The organism is Mycolicibacterium obuense, assembly GCF_055397605.1.
Genome location: NZ_LC872746.1, coordinates 88,406 through 112,362 on the forward strand (window position 1 = coordinate 88,406; position 23,957 = coordinate 112,362).

The 23,957-nt window shown below is 64.3% G+C and carries 21 protein-coding genes and 1 pseudogene; 20 read left to right on the forward strand and 2 right to left on the reverse strand.

Annotated elements, in window-relative coordinates:
- Positions 1-355: 355 nt before the first annotated feature.
- Entirely contained in the window at positions 356-643 is a 288-nt protein-coding gene (locus ACZ50N_RS27680) for a hypothetical protein (RefSeq protein ID WP_064284683.1), read from the reverse strand.
- A gap of 140 nt (positions 644-783) precedes the next feature.
- Between ACZ50N_RS27680 and ACZ50N_RS27685 the strand changes: the two genes are divergently transcribed.
- The 6 genes from ACZ50N_RS27685 to ACZ50N_RS27710 all read left to right on the forward strand — a co-directional run bounded on the left by ACZ50N_RS27685 (position 784) and on the right by ACZ50N_RS27710 (position 6,807).
- The gene (locus ACZ50N_RS27685; protein WP_046361758.1) at positions 784-1,110 is read left to right on the forward strand and encodes a type VII secretion target; all 327 of its coding nucleotides are present in this window, start codon (positions 784-786) and stop codon (positions 1,108-1,110) included.
- 66 nt (positions 1,111-1,176) lie between these two features.
- A complete protein-coding gene (locus tag ACZ50N_RS27690; protein WP_234788919.1) occupies positions 1,177-2,913 on the forward strand; it encodes a PPE domain-containing protein in 1,737 nt (578 codons plus the stop codon).
- Complete coding sequence (locus ACZ50N_RS27695) at positions 2,888-3,280, forward strand: hypothetical protein (protein WP_234788920.1); 393 nt, start codon at positions 2,888-2,890, stop codon at positions 3,278-3,280. Before ACZ50N_RS27690 ends, ACZ50N_RS27695 begins: the two co-directional genes overlap by 26 nt.
- 4 nt (positions 3,281-3,284) lie before the next feature.
- Positions 3,285-3,650, forward strand: coding sequence for a hypothetical protein (locus ACZ50N_RS27700; RefSeq protein ID WP_131705585.1), 366 nt, complete (start codon positions 3,285-3,287; stop codon positions 3,648-3,650).
- A gap of 261 nt (positions 3,651-3,911) precedes the next feature.
- Entirely contained in the window at positions 3,912-4,394 is a 483-nt protein-coding gene (locus ACZ50N_RS27705) for a hypothetical protein (RefSeq protein WP_064284685.1), read from the forward strand.
- Positions 4,395-4,413: 19 nt separating this feature from the next.
- Positions 4,414-6,807 (forward strand): hypothetical protein, encoded by a 2,394-nt coding sequence (locus ACZ50N_RS27710; protein ID WP_131705584.1) that lies wholly within the window; start codon positions 4,414-4,416, stop codon positions 6,805-6,807.
- On the opposite strand, the pseudogene ACZ50N_RS27715 reads toward ACZ50N_RS27710, so the two are convergent.
- A pseudogene (locus ACZ50N_RS27715) lies at positions 6,790-6,918 on the reverse strand (transposase); the annotation flags it as partial. The gene ACZ50N_RS27710 and the pseudogene ACZ50N_RS27715 sit on opposite strands and share 18 nt — an antisense overlap.
- A gap of 23 nt (positions 6,919-6,941) precedes the next feature.
- Between ACZ50N_RS27715 and ACZ50N_RS27720 the strand changes: the two are divergent.
- The 14 genes from ACZ50N_RS27720 to ACZ50N_RS27785 all read left to right on the forward strand — a co-directional run bounded on the left by ACZ50N_RS27720 (position 6,942) and on the right by ACZ50N_RS27785 (position 23,918).
- Entirely contained in the window at positions 6,942-8,156 is a 1,215-nt protein-coding gene (locus ACZ50N_RS27720) for an RNA-guided endonuclease InsQ/TnpB family protein (RefSeq protein WP_046366373.1), read from the forward strand.
- Between the two features lie 482 nt (positions 8,157-8,638).
- Positions 8,639-8,932, forward strand: coding sequence for a hypothetical protein (locus ACZ50N_RS27725; RefSeq protein ID WP_046366374.1), 294 nt, complete (start codon positions 8,639-8,641; stop codon positions 8,930-8,932).
- A gap of 354 nt (positions 8,933-9,286) precedes the next feature.
- A complete protein-coding gene (locus tag ACZ50N_RS27730; protein ID WP_432806126.1) occupies positions 9,287-10,426 on the forward strand; it encodes a hypothetical protein in 1,140 nt (379 codons plus the stop codon).
- Positions 10,427-10,705: 279 nt separating this feature from the next.
- A complete protein-coding gene (locus tag ACZ50N_RS27735) occupies positions 10,706-11,620 on the forward strand; it encodes a transglycosylase SLT domain-containing protein (RefSeq protein ID WP_236728613.1) in 915 nt (304 codons plus the stop codon).
- 275 nt (positions 11,621-11,895) lie between these two features.
- The gene (locus ACZ50N_RS27740) at positions 11,896-12,708 is read left to right on the forward strand and encodes a VldE C-terminal domain-containing protein (RefSeq protein ID WP_052765268.1); all 813 of its coding nucleotides are present in this window, start codon (positions 11,896-11,898) and stop codon (positions 12,706-12,708) included.
- A gap of 6 nt (positions 12,709-12,714) precedes the next feature.
- On the forward strand, positions 12,715-14,253 hold the full coding sequence (eccB, locus tag ACZ50N_RS27745; RefSeq protein WP_046364541.1) for a type VII secretion protein EccB: 1,539 nt from the start codon (positions 12,715-12,717) through the stop codon (positions 14,251-14,253).
- A gap of 5 nt (positions 14,254-14,258) precedes the next feature.
- Positions 14,259-15,446 carry a hypothetical protein gene (locus ACZ50N_RS27750; protein ID WP_046364542.1) on the forward strand — a complete coding sequence of 396 codons (1,188 nt, stop codon included), beginning with the start codon at positions 14,259-14,261 and terminating at the stop codon, positions 15,444-15,446.
- Complete coding sequence (eccCb, locus tag ACZ50N_RS27755) at positions 15,446-18,454, forward strand: type VII secretion protein EccCb (RefSeq protein WP_064284688.1); 3,009 nt, start codon at positions 15,446-15,448, stop codon at positions 18,452-18,454. Before ACZ50N_RS27750 ends, eccCb begins: the two co-directional genes overlap by 1 nt.
- Before the next feature lie 178 nt (positions 18,455-18,632).
- Positions 18,633-18,938 carry a PE domain-containing protein gene (locus tag ACZ50N_RS27760; RefSeq protein ID WP_046364543.1) on the forward strand — a complete coding sequence of 102 codons (306 nt, stop codon included), beginning with the start codon at positions 18,633-18,635 and terminating at the stop codon, positions 18,936-18,938.
- A gap of 31 nt (positions 18,939-18,969) precedes the next feature.
- On the forward strand, positions 18,970-20,181 hold the full coding sequence (locus tag ACZ50N_RS27765; protein ID WP_275092596.1) for a PPE domain-containing protein: 1,212 nt from the start codon (positions 18,970-18,972) through the stop codon (positions 20,179-20,181).
- An 89-nt stretch (positions 20,182-20,270) separates the two neighbouring features.
- Positions 20,271-20,576 carry a hypothetical protein gene (locus ACZ50N_RS27770; RefSeq protein WP_064285345.1) on the forward strand — a complete coding sequence of 102 codons (306 nt, stop codon included), beginning with the start codon at positions 20,271-20,273 and terminating at the stop codon, positions 20,574-20,576.
- 49 nt (positions 20,577-20,625) lie between these two features.
- Entirely contained in the window at positions 20,626-20,913 is a 288-nt protein-coding gene (locus ACZ50N_RS27775) for a hypothetical protein (RefSeq protein ID WP_046364546.1), read from the forward strand.
- Between the two features lie 184 nt (positions 20,914-21,097).
- The gene (locus ACZ50N_RS27780; protein ID WP_234788959.1) at positions 21,098-21,904 is read left to right on the forward strand and encodes an ESX secretion-associated protein EspG; all 807 of its coding nucleotides are present in this window, start codon (positions 21,098-21,100) and stop codon (positions 21,902-21,904) included.
- 1,042 nt (positions 21,905-22,946) lie between these two features.
- On the forward strand, positions 22,947-23,918 hold the full coding sequence (locus ACZ50N_RS27785) for a MinD/ParA family ATP-binding protein (protein ID WP_046364548.1): 972 nt from the start codon (positions 22,947-22,949) through the stop codon (positions 23,916-23,918).
- The last annotated feature ends 39 nt before the right edge of the window (positions 23,919-23,957 follow it).

Below are 23,957 nucleotides of genomic sequence, written 5' to 3' on the forward strand. Positions count from 1 at the left end.
GGGGTGTGTAGCGCAGCGCTCATACTGGCTGCTCATCACCGGCCAAAGGGCGGCTAAGTAGCTGGCCGGTGGTGCTGAGTTTACGAAGATCACGATTTGCCAACGCAGCCTCGGCCGGGTCTGGCACAAGATCTGGATATGCGCTATCGTGAGACGAGTCCGGCAAGACTAGTCCCTTCCAGGGGATATGGATATCGGTATCCGAACCGAAGCCGCTAACTTCGGTTGAAACCGGGACAGAGCCCCTTCGGGGGCTTTTGTCATTTCCGGTGGTTTACCGCGATCCGATATTTAGATGTTCGTGTGGGCAGCCCCTAGTTGTCAGGCACGACTCCTGTCAGGGCTGGTGGTGTGGTTACATCGCCAGCGGCAGGCCCTCCTCGCGTCGTCGGCCATGGATGCGCCGAAGATCTGGATTCTCCAGGGCGCGAGTCAGGATCTGGGCGACGTCTTCGCCGTCGAGTTCGCGCATGAGTTCGGGGTGTCCGACGATGGCGGCCAGCAGGTCGGCAACCCATTGGGACATGGGTATGCCGTCGACACCGTACTGGCCGCTGTTGGCGGCCACCTTGTCGTAGACAACCCGATCGACGCGGGGGCCGAGTTGCGCTCGGTCGCCCTTGTGTGTGCTGCGAATCGCCATAACCTCAGACTCTTTCAGACCGGAGCGGTGCTAACTGTTAGCGACACGCGGAAAGGGTTGCGCTTACTCAGACGTACCGTACACAATGAGTCAGTACGTGAACAGTTCTATACATTCATGTGTGACAGGAAGGTGCCCAGATGGCCAGCAGCGGCGGCGAATCAATCGCCCTCGACACCGACGCACAAGCACAACTCGCAGCGCAGTGGGAGGAGTACGCAGACGCGGTGGAGGCCAGCGGCCAACCACCTGTGCAGCCCGAGGCGCTGCGCGAACAACTCGGGGCGATCTACGAACCTTTCGTGCAGGCCAAGGCCAGCGAGAATCTGGCCCGTCAGCAGGCATACCAGCGGGTGGCCGCCGAAGCGCGCGCACACGCGGCCAAACTGCGCAACCATAGGGTGAGCTTCGAACAGCACGATGACGATGTGGCTCGACAGATCTCGGCGATCACCGGCAACGGCTAGCTCCACGAAGTTAGGGGTGGCGGCGGTGCGAGCGGATAGCGGAGCGGGGGAGCGATAGTGGCGAAGGTGGCTGCTGATCCTGGTGCGCTGACCTCGCAGGGTCGAGCGCTGGCCGACCACGCGCCGAGCGCGCAGTGTTCCCAATGCCAACCGGCTGCCTCCGATACCGTCTCGACGGCGGTGGCGGCGTCGTTCACCGCATGGTCGAGCGGGCTGGACATGCTGATCAGTCAGGCAGCCTTACAGCGTGCCAATGGCGGTCTCGCAGTCGATCTCACCGGCACGGCGCTGGAGCAGGGCGATCAGGAAGCCGCCGCGCACATCGCCAGCGGCGGGACGACCCCTGCCCCGAGCGCAGCGCCACCCCTGCCCCGCGGGAACGTAGCGGCACCGTCGTTGCCTGTCGCGCCACCGGTGCCAGCGGTGCCTGAACCGAGCACAGGCGAAGTGTGGGCCCGCACAATCCATGGCGGGGCCGGTGCAGAGCCGCTGCGGGCGTTGGCACAGCAGCTGCGCACGACAGCACAGAAGCTCGCCTCCGTTGCCGGGGACACCGAGCGGGCCGGCGCAGGCGTCGACTCCGCGTGGGATGACGGTGATCAGCCCGCCGGAGACAACATTCGTCGCCACGCGCAGTGGCTCAACAGCGCGGCGGACTACGCCCGACAACTCGCAGCAGCAGCTGAGGCTGCAAGTACAACGGTGGAGACGGCTCGAAACGAAACGCCGACTCCGGAAACGTTCACAGCGCTCACCGCGCAGTACCGCAAGGCGCAACAGACATACGCCTCCAGCGGTGGGACCGTGACCGAACCGTTGATGACCGCGACGACAAAACTTCAAGAGGCGAAAGCCGAAGCGCTGGCGGCTCAGACGCGGTATGCGGCCGCGGCCAACATCGACAGCACGACAGCGCCAGCCCCACCGCCGGCGCCACCACCCATCATCGGGGGTGGACCGTCGGGCGGTGAGGAGGCTGACAAGCCAGCCGAGACCAATGCCGGGAAGAAGCGCGACGGTGCCTTCAAGAGCGGCGATGGCGAGGGAGCGGACACGGAGGAGGACACGGAGCTGGCCGCCGACCACGCCGAGGAGCCGCCCCTGGAGTCCAGCACCGGCACCGACGAACCGGGACCGCCCCCGGCCGAGGTCAAGTCCCCGGCCGAGCCGCTGGCGTCGGCTGTCGATCCCGCCGCCAACACCGCCGGTGAGGTAATGGGCACGATCCTGGGCACGGTCGGTCAATCCGCTGGAGCAGCATCGGGTTTGATGCCTGGCAGCGGTGGCGGTGGCCTACCGATGTCAGCACTGTCAGGGCTGCCGTCGATCCCGGGCCTGGGTGGAGCGCCCTCGATGAGTCCACCCGAACTGGGCTCTGACGAAGACGATTTCGATTTCGAGGATTCCTTCGGCACCAGCCCCGCCAGCTCCGGCGGCGGGGGCGGCGGCGGGGGCGGTCTCCCTGCTGCTCCGTCAGTGTCGGCGCCCGCCGCGGCGGCCCCCGGCATAGGGGCGATGCCGGCGCCTCCACCCGCGGCGGCAAGCACAGCGGCTGCGGGCGGGGCCGGTGCACGTATGCCGATGGGCGGGATGATGCCGCCGATGATGGGCGGCTTGGGCGGTGGCCAGACCGGCGAGCGAGATAAGGACCTCCATCCGGATCGACGGGTGGTACATCGGCACGCGGCCAATACCGAGGCAGTGTTCGGTGAGTTGGAGCAGTTGAGGAAGCGTCCAGGCCGTCGAAGGGCGGCTGCGACTCAGGAGGGAAGTACCGGTGACGACACCCACGACGACCACTAACCCAGCGGCAGCGGCGGCGCTACAAGCCAACGATGCGATGTTGGGACTGATCTATGACTGGATTGAGGAAGCCGAAGAATTCTTGTCCAGTGGGGACGACGACGACGACGTGATTGTGGTTCACGATTCCCGAGGCCGGTTGATTGACCTCGATGTGCGTGAAGGTCTTCAACGTGAACTCACCGTGGACGAACTCAACGATCAGATCAATGCGGCCTTGGGCGACAACGCTGAACGCGCCCGCCGGGGAATCGATGCGATCTCGGAGCGACTGTTTCAGCGGTGCGCTGAGCTGATCCCGGAGGAGCTTCGCAAACATCCTGTTGCTGACCAGCTTTCAGCGGCCATGCACGGACAGAGGGGGTAACGATATGCCAGCAGTAGCACCGTCAGGTGGTTCGGGAGACCTCATCAAGGTCGATCCGATTGCTCTGCCTGCCTCTGGGGCGACGACCGGCGCTGAGGCCGCGACAGTCGCTGCTCATGGTGCAGCCGGGCTCGCAGAAGGCGTCGGGTGTCTGGCCAGCGGGGCGGCACAGCCTGATGGGGTTTCGCTGGCGATCAATGCCATTACCAGCACATGGCCTGCTCAGCGTGCGTCATTTTTGGCCGATATGAGCCGGGCGGCAAGCACGGTTGCCTCCGGCGATGTCGGCAGCGCAGCGCAGTTGGAAGCGCAGGATGCCGAGAACGCGGCAGAGATAACCGCTGTCACGCCGACGACGATCAGCGTGTAGACCACGCGACGGCCGCAACCGAGTCGAAAAGATGATAGCCGGGCAGACCATAACGTTGGTAGGCTGTAGACAACCGTTATCGGGATCGCCGCAGGGAGGCGCAACACCATGAACCACCCAGTGATGCACGACGTGGGCAACACTCAGCAGTACAGCGCTGCCCCGCATCCTCCGGCGCCCGGCCACTACGGTGCGCTGCCACCAGCACCTCATCCTGGCGCGCCCGGACAGCCCCCCTCGCCGGCACGACGACGGTGGGTGATGCCGGCCGTGGTCGGCGGCACAGCAGTAGTCGCGCTGATTGCTGGCGTGACACTGGGCGCTGTCTTCGGGGGCGGCGGTACAAGTGACTCCGGGACCGGCACCGAAGCCCCGGTAGAGATTCAGCGGGATCCGGCCGGCGTGGCCGGCGGTGGTGCGCCATCGCCCGCTGAGGTACACGCTCAAGACGTCTCCCTGTGCACCAGCTACGCCATCATCAACAGTGCGATGGTGACTCCTGATAAAACCGGCTCTGATCTTCTACCGACCGTAACCGCGCTCCAGGTAGCGCTGGCCGACAATCCCGATGCCAGCGCACCCGTGCGCGTAGCAGTCACCGATCTCGCTTCAATCTATCGAGCTCGCGTAGCTGCTCATGGGAACGTTCGCACGCGAGGCCTGGCGGAACCACCCCCGTACAACATGGACGCAGAGAACGCGGCGGTCGAGCAGGTGTGGACCGTATGCGGATTGCGCGATTAGTAGGAAATAGGGGGTTCTAATGGCGGCGGTGATCGGTAATGCAGGGGATGTACAGCGACCGTCAGGACGCGCGTCCTCACTAACTGTGCTGCCGTATTGGCCGTCCATCAGCGAGACTGATTTGCAGTCGCTTGCCGATGACGAAAGGGCCATGGCGACATCGGTATCCGGGTATGCCGATACGGTGCAAAATGAGATGACTAAGGGTGCGAGCCTGCTAGTTGGTCAGGGAGGCGAAGCCCGTGTCGAGTTGATGCGCAAAATGGTCAATCACGCCGATGGAGGCGCCAGGCATTTCAAATCGACTGCGACGGCGGCGGATTCATTTCGTGCGATTGTCGTCGGGTTGAAGACTGACCTCAGTCGCGTCGCCGACGCGGCGGCCGAAGCATGGAATACCGCCCAATCCAGCGGCGGCACATCCGCTGCTGTGTCGGCCATGGCCCCGTTCAAAGCCGAAGCTGCCAGCCTCTACAGCACCGCACTCGAAGACATCGCCGCCACGCCAGCGGTTTTCCCCATCCCCGAAGCCCCGATCGGCGAAACACCTGATGCACCAAATAAGAACACCGCAGAACCTGCAAGCAACACCGAGGAGAAGCAAGACCTCGGAGATAAAGAGCCAGTACGCGATGCATCAGATCAAGACGCTATATCGGGCGACAAAGGCGATGCAGCCACCAACCCCGACGATGCGGAACGCCTAGCAACCGAGACTGGCGATACACAAACAGACATACTGCGTCCCGCTGAACCCACGCCAGCGGCATCTCCGGTCGGGACAGAGATGGGAGTGCCCGCCACGGGTATGCCGGCGACTGCGTTGCCGGTGGGGGGCGGTTCAGCTGGCGGGGGTATGCCGTCGGCGGGTTCGGCGATGGGTGGTTTGCGTCCGCCGCAGATGCCCGCTGGGCTTAGCAATCCGTTGGGCAGCGGGGGGAAGTCGCTGTCGGATGCGTTTACGTCGCCTGCGTCGGCGGCGGATTCGTTGGGTAGTGGTGGGTCGTTGACGAGTGCGGCGTCGAGCTTTAATTCGGGGTTGGCGTCGGGTATTGGTTCCTCGGGTGCGGTGTCACCGCCTCCGTTGGAGAGGTTCATGGCCCAGCATCCGGGTGCGGCGCCTGCGGTGGCGGCTCCTGCACCGAGTCCGGGGCAACCGTCGGTGGCGGCTGCCGGTGGCGGTTCTGCGGGCCCTGCTGCGGGGCCGATGGTCGGCGGTGGGCCGATGATGGCGCATCCTCCCGCGGCTGGGGGTTCCGGTGGTGGGCCGTTGGCCCCGTTTGTTCCGCCTGGTGGTGGGGCGGCGGCAGGTCCGACGGCGGCGGGACCAACGGCTCCTGCGTCGGCGGCGGCCGCGCCGGCGACTGCTGCTCCTTCGGGTCAGCAGGGCAGTGCTGCTCCGGTGATGGCAGGCACGTCGGGTGCGGCGACGGCGGCGAGCATGCCTGAGCCTGAGGTGAGTGCGGACTTGTTGTTGGCGCGTCAGGTAATCGACGGGTTGGTTCGAGGTACGGATGCCGCGTGGAACACGATTGATGCGGGGTTTGTGAATTGGGCTGTGGCCGTGGTGCGTACACAGCTTGGATCGCAGCTCGTCATTGGTTCTAGTGCTGGTGGTGGGGTTTATGTGCCTGCTTCGGTGTTCGTTCCGACGACGGCGCGGTTGGCGCCTATTGATCCGGCGTTGCCGTGGAGTTGGGCGTCAGGCTTTTTGGGTTGGCGGCGGCCGGCGGATTTGTTGACTGCGCATGCGGATGCGTTGTCCGACAGGGTGTCTGGGGTTGTGCGCAGTGCGTTGGTGACCACTGCGGAGGGCCCGCGTCCGTCGGGGTGGTCGGATTTCGAGACGGTGACGATGCGGTCGATTTTGCATTCGCCGGGGTCTGTGCCCGTGCTTGATGGTGCTCATCAGCATCGGTTGGCGACGATTGATCCGGCGCTGGCTCAGCAGATCGCGTCGGTGGGTACGGGGCCGGCATCGATATCAGTTGCTGCGGTGATCACTCGGAGTGTGGTTGAGTCGGCGGTGGCCACGGCCGGGGCGGTCGGTCCGGATGGTCCGGTGCGTGGTGCGGATGGTCCGATTCATGTTGCTGAGGCAGCCGACCTGTCGTTGTTGAATCAACTGAGCCAGGGCGTGGCCGTGGACTGGGATTCTTACGATGCCGAGGTCGCGCAGCGTCACGACGGCAATGCCACCAGTCCGCATATGAATGGGCCGCTGGATCTGGATGATTCGGCGGACTCGCTGCGTCAGCGTCTGCTGTACATGGCGTTCTATCGAACAGCGTTGATTGCGGAGCTCATCCGTTTCTGGCGGCAACCGGCCTCGCCGGCGTTGGCCGATATCGTGTACTGCGCCGTAGCGGCGGGCTTCAAGCCAATCGTTACCTCAACGTTGAACTCGATCTGACCGGGTTTCTTGGGCGTCGGTAAACACCTTCCGGCGGTATTTCGTCACGAACACCAGGTGGGCGTGCAGCAGCGACACGCTGTGCCGGACGCGGCGATAGGGCGTTGTCACAGGTCGCCTTTACAGTCGAAGGTATGCAGATGCGCTACCGGTACCGCATCGAACCGACACCGGCCCAGCAGGAGATGCTGGCGCGGGTGTTCGGCTGCTGCCGGGTGGTGTTTAACGACGCGCTGCGGGTCCGCGACGAGGCGTACCGGGCCGGGATGAAGCTGTCCGACAGTGAGATCCAGCGTCGGGTCATCACCATCGCGAAGACCACCACCGAGCGGGCCTGGCTGCGCGAGGTACCCAGTGTGGCGTTGGTGCAGTCGGTCAACGATTCCCGGCGGGCGTGGCGGAATTTCTTCGACTCGGCCACCGGGAAGCGTAAGGGCCGCAGGGTGGGCCGGCCGCGGTTCAAATCCCGCAAGGACCACCGGCAGTCGTTTCGGCTCACCCGCAACGGCTTCTCGATCCGCGACAACGGCCGGCTCTTCGTCGCCAAGGTCGGACAGGTCGCGGTGAGGTGGTCGCGCGAGCTACCGTCGACCCCGTCGTCGGTCACGATCATTCGGGAACCGGACGGGCACTTCTACGCCAGCTTCGTCGTCGACGTCTCGGCCACACCGCTGCCCGTGGTCGACCGGGAGGCTGGCGTGGATGTCGGGATCGCTCGGTTGGCCACGGTGGCCACCACCGACAGCCATCGAATCGATGTCGAGAATCCGAAGCATTTAGGCCGCAAACTACGCAAGTTGCGGCGGTTGGAGCGGGAGAAGTCCCGCCGGCAGAAAGGATCAGCCAACAGGGCCAAGACGCGGCGCAAGATCGCGATCGCGCATAACGAGGTTGCCCGTGCTAGGCGGGACTACCACCACAAGCAGGCTTTGGCGTTGGTTCGCGAGAATCAAGTGATCCACGTCGAGGACCTCAATATCGCTGGGATGGTGCACAACCGCCGGCTCGCACGTGCCATCAGCGATGCGGGGTGGGGCCAATTCGTGCGGATCATCGGCGAGAAAGCCGACCGCTACGGGCGCACCGTGCACACGGTGTCGCGGTGGTTGGCGTCGAGCAAAACCTGCTCTACACCTGGGTGTGGGCATCGGCTCGGCGAACTCCCACTACAGGTCCGGCAGTGGACGTGCCCCTCGTGCGAGGTGATTCACGATCGAGACCACAACGCCGCCAAGGTCATTCTCGCTGCCGGGCGGGCAGAGAGACTAAACGCCTGTGGAGCCCGTGTAAGACCGCAACCCGTTGCGGCAGTGGGCGTTGAAACAGGAAGCACCCCAACAGCGGCGTAAGCCGGGAATCCCGGAATCCGGGGAGCACGTCAAAAGCTGCGGACCCAGGTTTTTTTCTCGATATTCTTGCTGCGGCGACCCGAGCACTTCGGGATTATTGAGTCCAAGGTAACCATGCTGGAAGTGCCCCCCAGAGAACTGACGCGGCCCCAGGCCCTGTCTTCCGGCAGGAACTCCTGGGGTCCACTTCCGATGGCACCGCGATGCATCGGCTTTACCAGCAATTTTAGGTAAGCCGCACGAGCCGTGCAAGCGCAGTGCTACATGTGGCAGCTCCACATGGGCCTTCCGGGGGCGCGAGATGCAAAGGTGCTGTTCAAGTAGGCGTATGGCTGGTGTCAGCTCTTGGTGTGGTGTTTGAATTTGCACAGGCGCACGCTGTCACACAGCGTTGATTACTGATTGTTCACGTGATTAGTCAATGTGTGTAATATGTCTATCAGTGCGTGAGTGGCGTAGCGGCGTTGGCTGGAAGGGGACCGATGACCAGGCATCTGAGTCAGGATTCGCAGACCGATGAGCTGATGTCGCAGGTGGCGGCGACCGCGATGTCGTCTCGACGGTCGGTGGTCGTACGTGTGAATGCGATGGGGTTTGTGCGCTATGTGACGTTGAGCAATGAAGCTCGCCAGTGGGATTCGGTGACTCTGAACAAGCGGTGCCGGGCGGTGGCGGCGGTGGCTCATGATCGATGGTTGGCCAACCACGGGGTTTCTGATGGGACGTTACCGACGCTGGAAGCGGTTGCCGCTGCCGAGCGTGCATTGAACTTCTAGTCGCGTAAGGAGCGATGCATTATGTCGTGGGACGTGTTCGGGTTGGCGATTAACCAGGTCGTGGGGGATGCGTTGAAGGCGTTCGCGGGGCCGGGTGCTGTTCCGTTGAGCACCGGGCCTGGGGGTGTTCCGTTTCCGTTGGAGCCTGCGCCGGCTCCTCCTGGTCCGGTTCCGGGTCCGCCTCCAGCGCCGGAGGGTCCGCCTACGACGACCACAACGACACCCGGTCCGCCCGGGGCCCCGACTCCACCGACGGGGCCGGCGACGCCGCCCCCGCCTCCTCCAGGTGTTCCTGAGGGTGGTGACGGTGGGCCCGCGGCTGAGGCTGCGAAGGAGAATGCTCGCAAGATCGGGATGATGCTGGAGGCTCTTCACGATTTGGACTCGGCCGGTATCAGTGCCGATGAGATCGCTGCGGCCGGGGAGGCCGGTCGTGTGGAGCTGGAGAAGATCAATTCCGATGTGCAGGCGAAGATTGCCGAGCTGAAAGCCAGCGGCGCTTTGTACACCCCGGAGGGGCAGCAGGCCCTGATGGACTACAGCAAGACGCGGTTGGAAGAAGCACGTGGGGTCATTGAGAAGGCCGCAGCTGAGGCTGAGGATAAGGCCAAGGACACCGACAAGAACACCGCCGCGTACGAGGGTGTCGGTGGTCAGGGGAACGGTAGTGCTGACGGCGGGGCCGGTGGTGGAGAGGCTGGTGGCAGCGGGGCCGAGGACAAGTCGGCTGGTGAGCCTGTGGCGGCTGCTGGGCAGCCCGGTCTGGGTATGGGTGGGATGCCCGGCATGGGTATGGGTGGCATTCCTGGGCTCGGTGGTGGCATTCCGGGCTTCGGAGGCGGGGGTTCTCCGTTCGGTGGTGGAGGCGGCGGGCTACCAGGTGCGGGTTTCGTTGATCCGTTGGCGTCGTCGTTGGCGGGGCTCGCTGATCCAGAGCGGGCAGGCCTGGGTTTCAACGACGAGCCGGACGATGAGCCGGCCGATAAGGATTCCGAGGGTCCTGAGTTCGATGACACCGAGCACAAGGACGACGGCGGCTCCGGCGAGGGCACTAACGACGACGAGGACGCAGGCACGCAACCGGCTGGCGCCAACGGTGCGCCTGGCGGCGAGCCTGGCGTTGTTCCGCCGGTCGTGGAGCCTCCGAAGTCCACGGAGATCACGTTGCCGAGTGGTGAGGTGACCGAGGCGCGGTCGCCTGTTGGTGCTGAGGCGGTGCGGGCGGCGTTGGCAGGTTCGTCGGTGTCTGAGTCGTATCAGAAGGCAGGTATTACGTTGCCTCCTGCGGGGACCCCGGTGACTGAGCCGATTCCGCCGACGAAGTTGCAGGCCGGTGATGTCGGTATGTGGAAGGACCACCAGGTGATGGCCTTGGGCAACGGCAAGGTGCTGGTCTCGGGTCAGGAACAGCCGTTGGAGAGCGTCAGTTCGGGGCCGGACTTCCTGGGCTGGTTCGACCCCACCGCGACAGGTAAGACCCCGGCAGCGGTGTAGAGCATGTCTGTGGAGACGTTTGTGCGGTCGGCTGGGGGGGTGATGGGTGGTGTGCGCGACGGATTCGGCGCGTCCGGCGGTTCAGCTTTGTTGCCGCTTCCGGCCACCCCGCCACCGGCACCGCCGGCCCAAGCGCCCGGCAGCGGGGGCGCGGCTGAGGGGCAGGAGAACAGCGGGTGGCAGATCAGCAATAAGGTTGCCGCCCTTGCTGATCAGGACAACACCGCACACTCCGAGCTACAGTCCACCCTGGGATGCTCCGAGGAGCATCAGGGGGAGATGACCGCGATCATCGATCAGGCAGTAGTCGATGTGCAGTCGATGGGGCTGGCAACCAACACTCCCGAAGGTAAGCGGGCGTTGATCACCGCGATCATGCAACGGCTGGAAGAGACCCGCGGCACCGCCGATGCCGGCACTGCCCACGCGGGTACTCATGCGGCCTCGACGTCGGCGAATGTCGCAGGCTACAACGATATCGGCGGTGTGCCGCGCGGCCCGTCACCGCTGGCCGGATTCGGCGGCGCCATGCCAGGTATGGGCGGCGGAATGCCCGGCGGGATGCCGGGCATGGGTGGTGGCGGGATGCCGGGCATGGGTGGATTGTCTGCGCTGGGGCAGCCGTTGAGCGCCTTGAGCGGACTGGCCTCCCCGGCCGGACAGACCATCACCAGAGCAGCGGCGTCAGGCCGTGATTCGGGTAGTGGCTCTGGGCGAAATGTGTCGTCAGCGGGACCTATTTCTGTCAAGGATGTTCGGTATGACCGTGAGAAGTTCGCCGTCGGCCGGGAGGCCTACAAACGCTATGTGGCCGAGGCGCTCGACGTCATGGGCATCACTGACCCCCAGGCGCGAGAGAACTGGAGCCGCGGGTTGATGACCGCGGCCGCGCGGGAGTCGAGCTTCAACCCGCTCGCGGTCAATACCGATAAGAGTGACTACAACGTTCAGACGTCCACAGGATCGGGACCTGATGGTTTCCCGAATAAGGCGTCGCGGGGTGGATTACAGACGATTCCGACGACGTTCGCTGCCTACCATCAGCCCGGCACGTCAACCAACCTTTATGACCCGGTAGCCAACATCAGCGCCGCCATGAACTACGTGATGGATCGCTACGACGTGTCCCGCGATGGCAGCAACGTGACGAAGGTGCCTCAGTTCAACCCTCGTTCCACTGGAGGTGGCTACTGATGTCTGTGGAGACGTTTGTGCGGTCGGCTGGGGGGGTGATGGGTGGTGTGCGCGACGGATTCGGAGCCTCGGGGGGCTCGGCGCTGCTGCCGTTACCGGCCACCCCGCCACCGGCACCGCCGGCCCAAGCGCCCGGCAGCGGGGGCGCGGCTGAGGGGCAGGAGAACAGCGGGTGGCAGATCAGCAATAAGGTTGCCGCCCTTGCTGATCAGGACAACACCGCACACTCCGAGGTGGAATCGGCAGCGGGATCGTCGGGGCTGCATCAGGGGGAGATGACCGCGATCATCGAGCAGGCAGTGGTCGATGTGCAGTCGATGGGTTTGGCAACCAACACTCCCGAAGGTAAGCGGGCGTTGATCACCGCGATCATGCAACGGCTGGAAGAGACCCGCGGCACCGCCGAGGCGGGGACCGCTGATGCGGGCACTCATGCCGCCTCGACGGCGGCCAATGTCGCGGGGTACAACGATATTGGCGGTGTGCCGCGCGGCCCGTCACCATTGGCCGGATTCGGCGGCGCCATGCCAGGTATGGGCGGCGGGATGCCGGGCGGAATGCCGGGCATGGGTGGCGGGATGCCGGGCATGGGCGGCCTGTCTGCGCTGGGGCAGCCGTTGAGCGCCTTGAGCGGACTGGCCTCCCCGGCCGGACAGACCATCACCAAAGCAGCGGCGACCAAGCCTAGTGGCGGTGCTGATCGCGGGCTGGATACGAGCGGGCCCGGCCGTGCCAATGAGCGTGGGCTGCAGAAATACACCAAGCTGATGAACCGGGCTATCAGTGCTGCGTTCCCTGAGATCAAGGAAATTGGTGGGGTACGCCAAGATTCACTGCACTGGCATCCCGACGGGTTGGCCTTGGACATCATGATCCCCAACTGGGATACCCCCGAAGGGCGCCAGCTCGGCAATGAGGTCGTCAACTTCCTGGTCCGTAATCGCACCGAGCTGGGATTGGACCACATGATCTGGCGACAGCAGATGATTCAGCCCGATGGAAGCGCATCGATGATGGGTGATCGCGGCAGCGCGACGCAGAACCATATGGATCACGTACACGCGGTCTCGATCGGCGGGGGAAGGTAGGGCCAGGTGGCGGGATCGAACGAGTCCGAGAAGCAGCGGCCGCCGCGGCGGCGCGGCACTGGGCTGACGTATGCCTCGTTGGAGCAGGTCGCCGCATGGCGGTTTCTGTGGCATCGGATGGCGGTCGCGGTGGCTCGACATTCGGTGCGTCTGGTGCACGATCCGTCGAAGAACTACGGGGCCTCGACCCTGGTGGGTGTGGTGATCGCGGCGCTGGCGCTCGGGGTGTGTTTTGTGTTGGCGTGGCTGCGGCCCGCAGGCCAGATTGGGGACTCCAAGCTGGTGGCCGACCGCGCCAGTGGAGCGCTCTATGTCGATATCGACGGCACGATGCACCCAGTGCACAATTTGGCGTCAGCTCGACTCATCCTGGGGCAAGGTGCTTCCCCCAAACTTGTACCGATGGCACAGATCGAGGACCGTCCGATGGGTCCGATGGTCGGGATCATCGGTGCCCCCGATGATTTGACGCCACGCACACCCCAGACCACCGGCTGGGGTTTGTGCGACAGGCTGGGCTCTGGTGGACCGCAGAGTAAGCCCTCGGTCACGGTGCTCGCCGGCGACTTGGAGTTGGGTGATTGGTCACACGAGATGCATTCACCGCAGGCGGTGTTGATGAACTATGGCGGCTCGGTGTATCTGGTGACCGATGGCCACCGATCGTTGATCGACCTCGCTGATCGTCCGGTGATGCTGGCACTGGGTATTCAGGCCGGTGGTGTGCGGCCCGCGCCGATGTCGAAGGCTCTGTTTGAGGCCTTGATTCCTACTGCGCCCTTGCGGGTTCCGGCGGTGCCGAATCCCGGGGGGCCTGTCGGGTACGCCACGACGCAGCTGCCGGTCGTGTCGGGGTCGGTGGTGCGCTCGGTGTCCGCTGACGGACAGCAGCAGTTCTTTGTGGCCTTGCCGGCCGGCATGCAGTTGATTCCCGAAACGGTGGCGTTGATGTTGAGTAATGCCGACCCATCTGGTCAGGGACGGGTGCTTGAAGCGGCGCCTCACGTTGTTGCTGACGCTCCCCAGGCGGTCGGCTTCGACGTCTCGAAGTATCCCCGGGGTCCCCTGACATTGTTGGACAAGGCTGTGGAGCCTGTCACGTGCGTGGTGTGGAGCAAGGACGCCAACGAGGCTCAGGCCAGCGTGAGGACGGTCTCGGGGCGTCGGCTACCTATCCCGGTCAGTGAGGAGCCCAAGGTGATGCGGATGGTATCTGGCCAGGCCAACGATGCTGCCGATGCAGTCTATCTGGGCTCCGGTAGCGCGAATTTTGTTCAGGTCACGGGTGTGGAGCCAGACTCGCCGCGTCGTGAGTCGTTGTGGTGGATCGGCGATACCGGGGTCCGGTTCGGGATTGATGTCGCGGGGCAGGGCAATTCAACGCAGCAGGCCTTGGGGTTGAAGGACACGACGCCGACGCGCGCTCCGTGGACGGTTATCCGATGGTTGCCGGCGGGACCACTTCTGTCGGAGCAGGCGGCGCGCGTGGAGCGGGACACGGTGATCAACATTCCGGGCCAGCGGTTACAGAGCGAGGGGAACTGATCGCAATGACCAAGCAGGGATTCGACAAGGAGAAGGTGCGCTCGCCGGAGCTTGGCGAGCGCAGCCTGACATTGCCCGAACTGGCCGAATTGGTGCGTCCGCCGCAGTCTCGGCCGCCCATGTGGGTGTGGATCTTAGTGTTCGTCATCGCCGTGGTGACGTTGTTGGTCATCATGATCCGTAGCGGAGCGCGCACGATGGGTATGGGCGGCCTGTTCATTCTGCCGATCATGCTGATGTCGGTATTCATGATGATGCGCAACCGCGGGGGCGGGCAGAATGAGAAAGCACGGCCGGCGGCATTGGCGGCCAGTCGGGTGGATTATGCGCGCACTCTCGATGAGTTGCGTGAAGATGTCCATGAGGGCGCCCGGGCGCAGGCCCGCGAGATCGCCTACCACCACCCCAACCCCTCTGAGGGTGCGCTGTTAACGCTGGTCGGCACAGCCCGAATGTGGGAGCGCTCCCCGAATGACCGGAACTTCGGGCATGTGCGCATCGGCGTCGGCGTAACACGTCTGAGAACGAAAATACTTCCTCCCCAGAAGGTTCCGCCGCCAGAGTTTCGGGAGACGGCCACGGCGATTGCCGCCCGCGATTTCTTGTTGACACAGAATGTGGTCCACGACGTAGCCCGGCCGCTGCATTTGTTCGACCAGATGGGGTGGTCGTTCTTCACTGCCGAGGATGACCAACGCCCGATCGTTCAAGGCTTGCTTCGCGCAATGGTCTGCCAGCTATGCGCGTTCCACGGTCCGGATGCGGTTCGGTTGGCGATCATCAGCGATGACGAGGCGGCGTGGCAGGGCGCTAAATGGCTTCCCCACGTGGGTGATCCGGTTCTCATCGATGCCTCCGGACCAGTGCGGATGATCTATTCCGATGTGGGTGAATTTATGGATCGGCATGGAGCTGCGCTGCAATCAAAGGGTCCGTGGTCAGCTCGCATGGAGGGGATGCCACCTCCCGACGATCACATGGTGGTAGTGGTGGACTTGCCGGGGGCCAACTGCGCTCCGCTGCTCGGGGTGCTCAAGAACGGTGACCTCGGTGAGCCGGTAGACGCGATGGGGTTCGCCGGTTTGTGTGTGCTGGAGGCCACCGGAGATACGTTCTCTGCATTGGCGACATCGGCAACAGCGTTCGTCCTTGATGACCAGGGCAACTTGTTGCGCGCCGAGGAGGTGCTGTGATGACCGAGGTGTCTAGCCGGTACGCCAAAGGGCTCAAATTCGCCGCAAAGCCGGACGTGATGTCCCAGGTGGAGTTCGAGGTTTTCGCTCGGGCGATATCGCGGTTCGAGCGTGAAGATGCCGCGACACGCCTGCTGGCCGAGCGGGCCGCTGATGCTCGGGCGGGCCAGGATTTCTTAGACTTCTTCGAGATCGCGGATGCTCGGCAGTGGGATCCACACACGTTGTGGTCGAAAATGACTGTGCAGAACAGGTTGCGGGCGGCGCTGGGCAAGAACCCGACCTCGGGCAAGCCGGTGTGGCTGGACCTGAAGGAATCCGATGAAAGCGGCATGGGTCCGCACGGGATGTTGACCGGTCAGATCGGCTCGGGGAAGTCCGAGACGTTGGTGGCGTTCATTTTGGCGTTGGCCATGACGCACAATCCCGAAGTCCTGCAGTTGATCTTGGGCGACTTCAAGGGTGAGACGGCGATGATGGCGCTAGCTGACTTGCCTCAGGTTCAGGGTGTCATTTCCAACCTCGAAGAATCCTCGTCTCGGCTGGATCGCCTGGAGGACATGCTCAACGGTGAGGTGGTGCGTCGTGAGACCATCTTGAAGGCCGCCGGGTACAAGGATGTCCGCAACTATGAACGGGCGCGGGCGACGACGCGTCCGGAGCTGGAGCCGCTGGGCGCTCTGTTGATCGTGCTGGACGAGTTCTCCGAGCTGCTGAAAATCCGGCCCGCGCTTACCGGAACGTTCGACACGGTGGCCCGTAAAGGTCGCGGGCTCTGGATGCATATTCTCAACGCGTCGCAGCGAGTCGAGTCGGGTCGCATGGCGGGAATGATCAGCCAGCAGACCTACTCGATCGGGTTGAAGCTCAAGGACGCCGGGCAATCGCGCCAGGCGATCGGGTCACCGAAGGCGTACACCGACTTGATCGGGGCGCCAGTGGGCACCGGTTTCTTGGTCCACGAGGACGAACACCAGTTGTTCCGGTCGTTCTACGTGTCAGCGCCCTTCATTGCGCCAGTGGTGGGCAAGGCACAGCGACGGCGCCAGGAGGGCCAGTTCATCGACGCGCACCGCTTCGAGGCCGGCGTGCACTCCTTGCCGATCGACATCGAATTGGTCGGTGACGAGGATGATCGCGCAGCTCAAGAGCAGGCCGAGGCGCAGGCCCTGGCGCAAACCGACGTCGATTCCCCGACGGTGGTCTCGACTTTGGTCGGGCGGCTGGCCGAAGCAGGCCGTGTCTGCCGGCCGATGCACCGGATGTATCTGCCCCCGCTGGAAGACGTCCCAGCAATCCCGTTGGACGAGATGGCTCAGGAGTTCTGGGGCCGGGACTGGCTGGATGTCACCGCGGACGCCGGTTTGCGGGTGCCCTACGGCCGCGCCGATGACCCGTTTGCTCACACCCAGGCTTTGGTTGTGGCGGACCTGTCCAGGGCTCAGGGCAACGTGATGACGGTCGGAGCACCACAGAGCGGGAAATCGACCGCACTCCAAACGATCGTCACATCCCTGGCCATTTCGCACAGCCCGCAACGGGTGCAGTTCTACGGCGTCGATTTCGGCGGCGGCAGACTCGACGCGTTAACAGGGTTGCCGCACATAGCCGGGATCGCGGGCCAGGGCAACGCGGAGAAGGTCGCCCGCGTGGTCAGTGAGGTCGAACGGATTCTCAGAGATCGGGTGCGCAGCTGGGAGATCGCGGGCTGCGACCTGGAAGAGTTTCGTGCGCGAAAGTTCGCCGGCAAGCCCGGCGAAGTCCCCGACGACGGGCATGGCGATGTTTTCTTGCTCGTTGATAATCTCCCCGGGCTCAAACAACAGGACATAGATCTGCACGGCCGGATCGTCGCACTCGGATCGGGCTCGGCGCTGAACTACGGCATTCATTTACTGGTGACCAATGACCAGTGGGCGACAGCGAATCTGACTCTCAAGGACAAGTGCGGCACACGCGTCGAGATGCGAGTGCAGGAAGCCACTCAGAGCGAGGCCGGTGATCGTGAGATGGCCGCGAAGGTTCCCGATCAGCCAGGCCGGGGACTCATCAAGGACGGCGGCAAAACGTTGCACTTCTTGGTGGGGGTGCCTGTGTCGTCAACGGTCCTCTCGTCGGTGGGCTCTGATTACGGCCAGGATGCGGTCCAGCAGACGTGCGCGCTGATTGCGCAGCGCTGGAGTGCTCTCGGTGTTGCCCCTGCCCCGACGTTGCCGACGTTGCCCGCTGAGGTGCAATACGCCGAACTCGATGATGTGCCGCGCGGGATGTTGAAACTTGGGATCGGTGAGCAAGCGCTGGCCACAGTGGGTGTGAACCTGGCGGAGTGCTCGCACTTTTACGCCGTGGGCAGCGCGAAATCGGGGCGCACCACGGTGCTTAGGACCCTCATCACGTCGATCCAGCAGAGTTTCACCCCCGAGGCCGCGAAGATCATTGCCTTCGACGTCGGCCTGGAATTGGGGGCGTTCATCGATCCGGCCTACTTGATGTTCTACAGCTCGGATGCTCAGGAGATCGGTGAGGCGGCCAAGAAGCTGGCGTCCAAGGAGTCCATGGCCAAGCGCACCCCGCCGGCGGATGCTAGTCCCGAGGAGAAGGCTCGGTGGCGTTTTACTGGGCCGCGCCTTTTCATTGTCATTGACGACTTCACCCTGCTCAATGTTCCTGGGTACAGCTCGATGTCGGTGGTGGCCCCTTTAGAGCCCGTCGTGTCCCGCGGCCGCCAGATGGGTGTCCACTTCCTGGTGGCCTCATCGGTGAAGAATTGGATGTCCACCACGGGCGGCAACAAGATCATCTCTGGGATGAGCGCTGCCGGGGCTGGTGTGCTGATCCTTGATGGCGCCCGAGACGATGGGCCGATTGTTGCCGGCATCCGTGCGACTCCCCGCGTACCGGGGCGTGGGGAGTTGGTCTACCCGAAGAGCGGCCGCCAAGTGATCCAGGTAGCTACCCCGCCGCTACCTGAGGGCTACAGCCCGATCGCTCATCGCGATGAATGGTGAGCGCTGGAAATTCGCACATGACAACGTCGTCAAATCGTGGTGGTATCAAAGAGGCAGGCCAGTCGCATGTATGGCTGGCAAACAAGTAAACAGACACGGGTACTGTTCACTTCATGTGTACGCAGTGACTATTGCTGTGTTATCGTGCAGGAGTCCTGATTAGTTAGGGGAGGCGTCCATGACGTCAGTAGTTGTCAATCCGGTCGGACTTGCCGCCGCCGCCGCGGCCACCGCAGGGCTTTCAGCCCAAGCCGCGGGGCATACGGCGCAGGCGGCCGCCGCCGCGGCGGTCGTGCCGCCGGGGCTGGAGGAGATTTCGGCGACCAACGCGGCGAAGATCGCCGCGTACAGCGCGGAGGTGTCAGCGGTTCTGTCCGGGGCGTCGGCGATGCAGGCGCTCTACGGCGTGGCGAACTCGGTGGCGGGCACGGTGACTTCGCTCGAGGATGCCGCCAACGCCGTGTTGATGAACGCGGTCCTGTAGGACCCAGGCAGGGAAGACGGGGAGCGCGACTATGCCACCGGGGGCTTACCAAGCCGAACCGCCGGAAACTACGTCGGCAGGCTTTTGGCTTGGACCGTCAGCTGCCTCGTTCTTCGCGTCGGCTGCGCAACTCGAAGCGCTGGCCGGTGCCATCATCGGCATGTTGGGCGGGCATGCGGCCGTGGAAGCCGCGATGTCCGTGAGTTGGCCGTCCGCCACAGGCGAGATCGCCAGGTTGGCCCATGTCCCGCATCTTGTGTGGCTGGGGACGGTGGCGACCATGCTCAACCACGCCTCGGCCAGCATCATGGCCACCGGGGACGCGTTCGAGACGCTGCGGGCAGCGACCCCCAATCCGGGTGAGGTCGTCGGCAATCAGAGCGAGCACATGGCCTTGGTGGGGGCGAACTTTCTAGGGATGCTGACTCCGCTGATCGTCGCCAATCGTGGCCAGTACACCGAGATGTGGATGCGGGGCGCGGCCAACAAGTCTGCCTACGAGGCAGCATCACTGGCCGGGGTGCAGGCGATACCGCCGATCCCGCCACCACCGCCGAGCACCGTTGGTGCGGCGGGGGGCGGCTCTCAGCCAGCCGCGCAGTCCGCCGACCCCAGTCAGATGATGGAGACCGCGACTGGCTTGTTTCCGCAGCTTCTGAGTATGCCGACGCAGGCACTGTCGGCGTTCAGTGGCGGCGGTCCGTTCAAGAGCATCACGGAGCTGCCGCAGCAAGCCTTCGGTCAGCTCAGTTCGCTTGCGTCATCGTTGAATGTGTCACCGGACGATCTGGGAGCCGATTTCTCCGCAGGCGGCGCGGACTGGGTGACCCAGACGCCGCAGGCCGGGGGCGCAGTCGCGGCCTCGCTCGGCGGCGCTGGCGGGGGCGGCGGGATGGGAGGGGCCATGTCGGCCGCCTCAGCGCTGCGCAGTCCCGGCTCTTGGGCGTCCTCGGTAAGCGCGGCGACCCCAGTCAGCGCTGACACGGGCTCGCGCATCGAGCAGGTGCGATCCGGGACAACGATGCCGGCCAGCATGGGCGGCGGCGGAATGATGGGACCGATGGCCCACGGGGCCGCCGCGGCAGGGGCCGCCAATCAGCAGGATTCGGAGAAGAAGCAGGTCGACGGCGCCACTGTGATGGCGGCGGCGTCGAACCTCTACACCGGCACCGACTCGATACCGGTGATTACCGGAGGTGGTGGTCTGCTGACTGCCAGCGCCGGGGGCAAGGGGGTGCCCTGAGCGAGTTGCGGGCACAACACATTCTCGACATACATACAGGCGACACACCCGAAAACGGCTGTCGCCGTTAATGAAAGGATTATCAGGACATGACGATTGCCGGCGATATGGAGCTCATGGAGACCACCCAGCAGGGTCTCTTTGAGAAGCAGGACCGGTTGCAGTCGATGGTGCAGCAGCTCGGCTCGGCACTCGAAGCCGTCGCACCGGGTTTCAAAGGTGCTGGCCAGGCTGCGTTGATGCGGGTCGGTGAAGACCTGCAGACCATGGGCAACCAGCAGGCCCTCATGCAGGAAGAGCACGGTCAGAAGATGGGCGTGTCGAAGACGAGCCTGCAGGAAGGCGATGAGGACGCCGCTGCCGGCCTCAGTGCCATCGACGCCCTGAGCCTCTGACCAGGGCATTACACCCCGAATCTAGGAACTAACGTAGAGGAGCACCATCATGAGCTTGATCGAATACAACGTCCCGATGATTCAGGACTGCGCTCAGCAGATCGCGGCCTGCAAGACGCTGACGGCCGAGGTCGCCGCCGAGGCGAACAAGTTGAAGGCCCTGACCGAGACGTCGTTCCAGGGCGGCGGCGGCGACGGCTTCCGTGAGAACTACACCCGAGCCATCACCATGGTCGATGCCTTGAGCGGCAAGCTCAACGAGGCTGAGACCGCGCTGCTGACCGGTGCGGACGGAATGGTCGCCAAAGACGCGTCGATCAAGGCGCAGTACGTGTAGGTGGCCACCCACCTTCTGTGACGGGTATTCGGCCCGGTCTGGCGATTCTGTCGGCAGGCCGGGCCGACTGCTTGACAGCAGTAGTGCAACAAGATCGTTCACGACGGGGAGAAGAACCATGGGCGGGACAGCATTTGTGGGACGTCCGGGTCCGCGTGCGGCGGGACCACAGCCGGCGACAAGCTTGGAGATCACCGCCGAGGGGCTCTGGCTGGTGCAGGCATTGTGTGCGGTCGAGACGTTGCCCGCAGTGCTCGTGTGTCGGCCATTTGTGAGTGAATGCGGCGTGCCGGAGAGTCACCCGGGCTATGCGGTGCTCCACGAGGCAGGCGTCCTGTTCGATGGCGATGCCGTGCACCCGCAGGTGAAGTTGTGGATGGAAACACTCGGCAATCCGGATGTGGTGCTGTCGTGTCTGATCCACCGCGGCGGCGAGCATCTACGGGTGGCTATTGCCCGCCGCGGTGATGTAACGGTCGCCGCCGCGCGGCACGGGGAGAACGTCACGGTGGAGAGCTTGGGCCCGGGCATGACGCTCGCGGGCTTGGTGCAACGCGTGCTCCCGCTGTGCGGTCCGGCCGTGGCGCCGGCGTCCTTCGACGCGGTTACCGTCCCGACCGCGGACTTGCTGAGCAGCTTGGCGCAGGTGTTGCGCGGCGAGCACAGTCCGATGGTGGCGTTGGGCCGGCTGGGCATGGATGCCAACCAACATCGCATCGTCACGCTAGCAGCCGATCATCCGGTCATGGAGTTGTCGATGGTTGTCGTGACCCACGGCAGTAACCATCAAATGCAGGTCAGTAAGACAGCAGCAACGGTGACTGATACCAGTGCTGGCAGGGTCGTCAGCGGGCCTGTTCGTAGCGAGAGTGGCTCCTGGTGGACGTTGATCGCGCCGGGGTCAGACGCGGCGATCCTCTCAGCGCTCAAGTCGGTGATGTCTACGGTTGGCCTGGCGGACTGGTCAGCTACGCCTAAGCCGGGGCGTTAAGGGCGCCATCCTTCAGCCCTGGCCGTGCCACCGAAACGTCACCACATAAATCAGTCAAATCATATGTTTACGTGGTGACCAAAAGTGATTAATCATGTACTGTTATGAAGCAGTTCCAGGAGGTAGGCCACTTGTGGCGCAGGAGAATCGAGAGCCCGTGAGCGATCAGGACTTTTTCAGCCAGTATCTACAGCCGACGGGTACGCCCGCCACCGGGGACGACCCGGCGACTCCGCTGCCGTCCAACGACGATGCACGTGACGGCGGCGATCCGCCCCTCAACGGGGGAAGCGCTGTGCCGCAAGCTGATCCCTTCGGGGCAGAGGCCACACCGCCCACTGCGGGACCGCGCGTGCCCGACGCTGGATTCGATGGTGGAAACCCAGCAGCCGCGTACCCCGCGCCCCCGGCGACGAGCACCTCACCGCAGACCGCTGACCTCGGGTACGCCAGCACCCACCGACCACCGGACCCCTACACAGCACCACCGCTACCGCCAACGGGCGGAATCGATGGTGTCCACGCCGCGTACCCGCAGGCAAGCACCCCACCGTGGACAGCTGGCGCTGAATACGACAATGGATACCCGGCAGCCGCACACCCCGCGCCCCCGGCGGCGGGCGCCCCGCCGCCCTGGGGAGCCGACCCCGGATACAACAGCACCCACCGACCACCCGACCCTCACGCAGCGCCACCGCCGGCCGGGTACCCGACGCCGCGGCAACCCGGTGACCAGTCGACAGCGCGGCACGCTCAGCCACCAGGACCCAGCTATCAGCACGTCGGTCATGCAGGCGCCTACAGCGGCTCCCAGCGCGGGTACACGGACCCAGCTCCGCGGCACATGCCCACCCCGCCGCCCCCGGGACCCTACGAGCCACACGGTGGTTCGCCGCGTCCAGGGCCGACCGAACGGCCGGACTGGCAGTCGGGACCTCCCGCCGGTTATCCGGGCGGACCGGCTCCGCAGCCCCCGCCCCCGCCCGCCGCCCGCCCTGGTCCACTCAGTGGGCCCGGACAGCGCCATGAGTCGGTGGGCGCCATGCAGTCTCAGGTCCGAGAAGCCGATTTCGTCACCCCATACAAGCAGGTTCCCGAGCGCGGGTGGCGGCGCAAGGTGTATCAGACGACGCGGATCAACTTGGGGCTCAGTCCTGCTGAGCGTGAATGGAATGATCTGCGGCGACGCCTGACGGTCAATCTGCGGGGCACGTACACGATCGCGGTACTGCAACAGAAAGGTGGGGTGTCCAAGACCACCACCACCGTCGGCATCGGTGCGGCGCTGGCGCGTTACCGCGACGACAAGGTAGTGGCCATCGATGCCAATCCAGCCAGCGGTAACCTCGCCAAACGGATCAATGAGCCGAGCACGGGAACGTGGCGCGGGTTGTTGATGGATCAGAATCTGCACTCTTACAGCGATTTTCGGCACTACCTGGGCAAGGACAGTTCCTCCGGTTTGGAGGTTCTTGCCGGTGATCCTGGCGACGAGGTGATCACCGGTCACGCGTTGGCGATGACATGGCAACGCCTGTCTCGGCAGTACCCGATCGCGTTGCTCGACTGCGGAAATCAGATGCGTGACGATGTGATTGCCGCTGTGCTGTCGATGGCAGACGTTGTGGTGGTTCCCACCACCACGCGCTACGACGGGGCCGAAGCCGCCCGTGAGACGTTGGATTGGCTTATGCAGCATGGTTATCCGCACCTGGTGCGGTCGGCGGTAATGGTCGTCAGCAACGTCAATAAGGTCACTCCCACCAAGGCTGTACGCAATCTGCATGAAGGATTCGAGCGAGCGGTGCGGGCAGTCCATGACATTCCCTACGACCCGCATCTCAGCGATGCCACGGCCATCAACTTCGATCGGCTCGCACCGCAGACCCAGCGGGCTTTCATTGAAACAGCGGCCTCGATTGTCGACGGATTCGCAGGCGCGGCAGATAAAGATCCGGGGTATCGGCCCCAGTGGCCGACACCTGGCCATGAGCATGGGCAGGAGCGGCGATGACATCAACTGACGTTGCGGCGACAGACAATTACCCAGTCG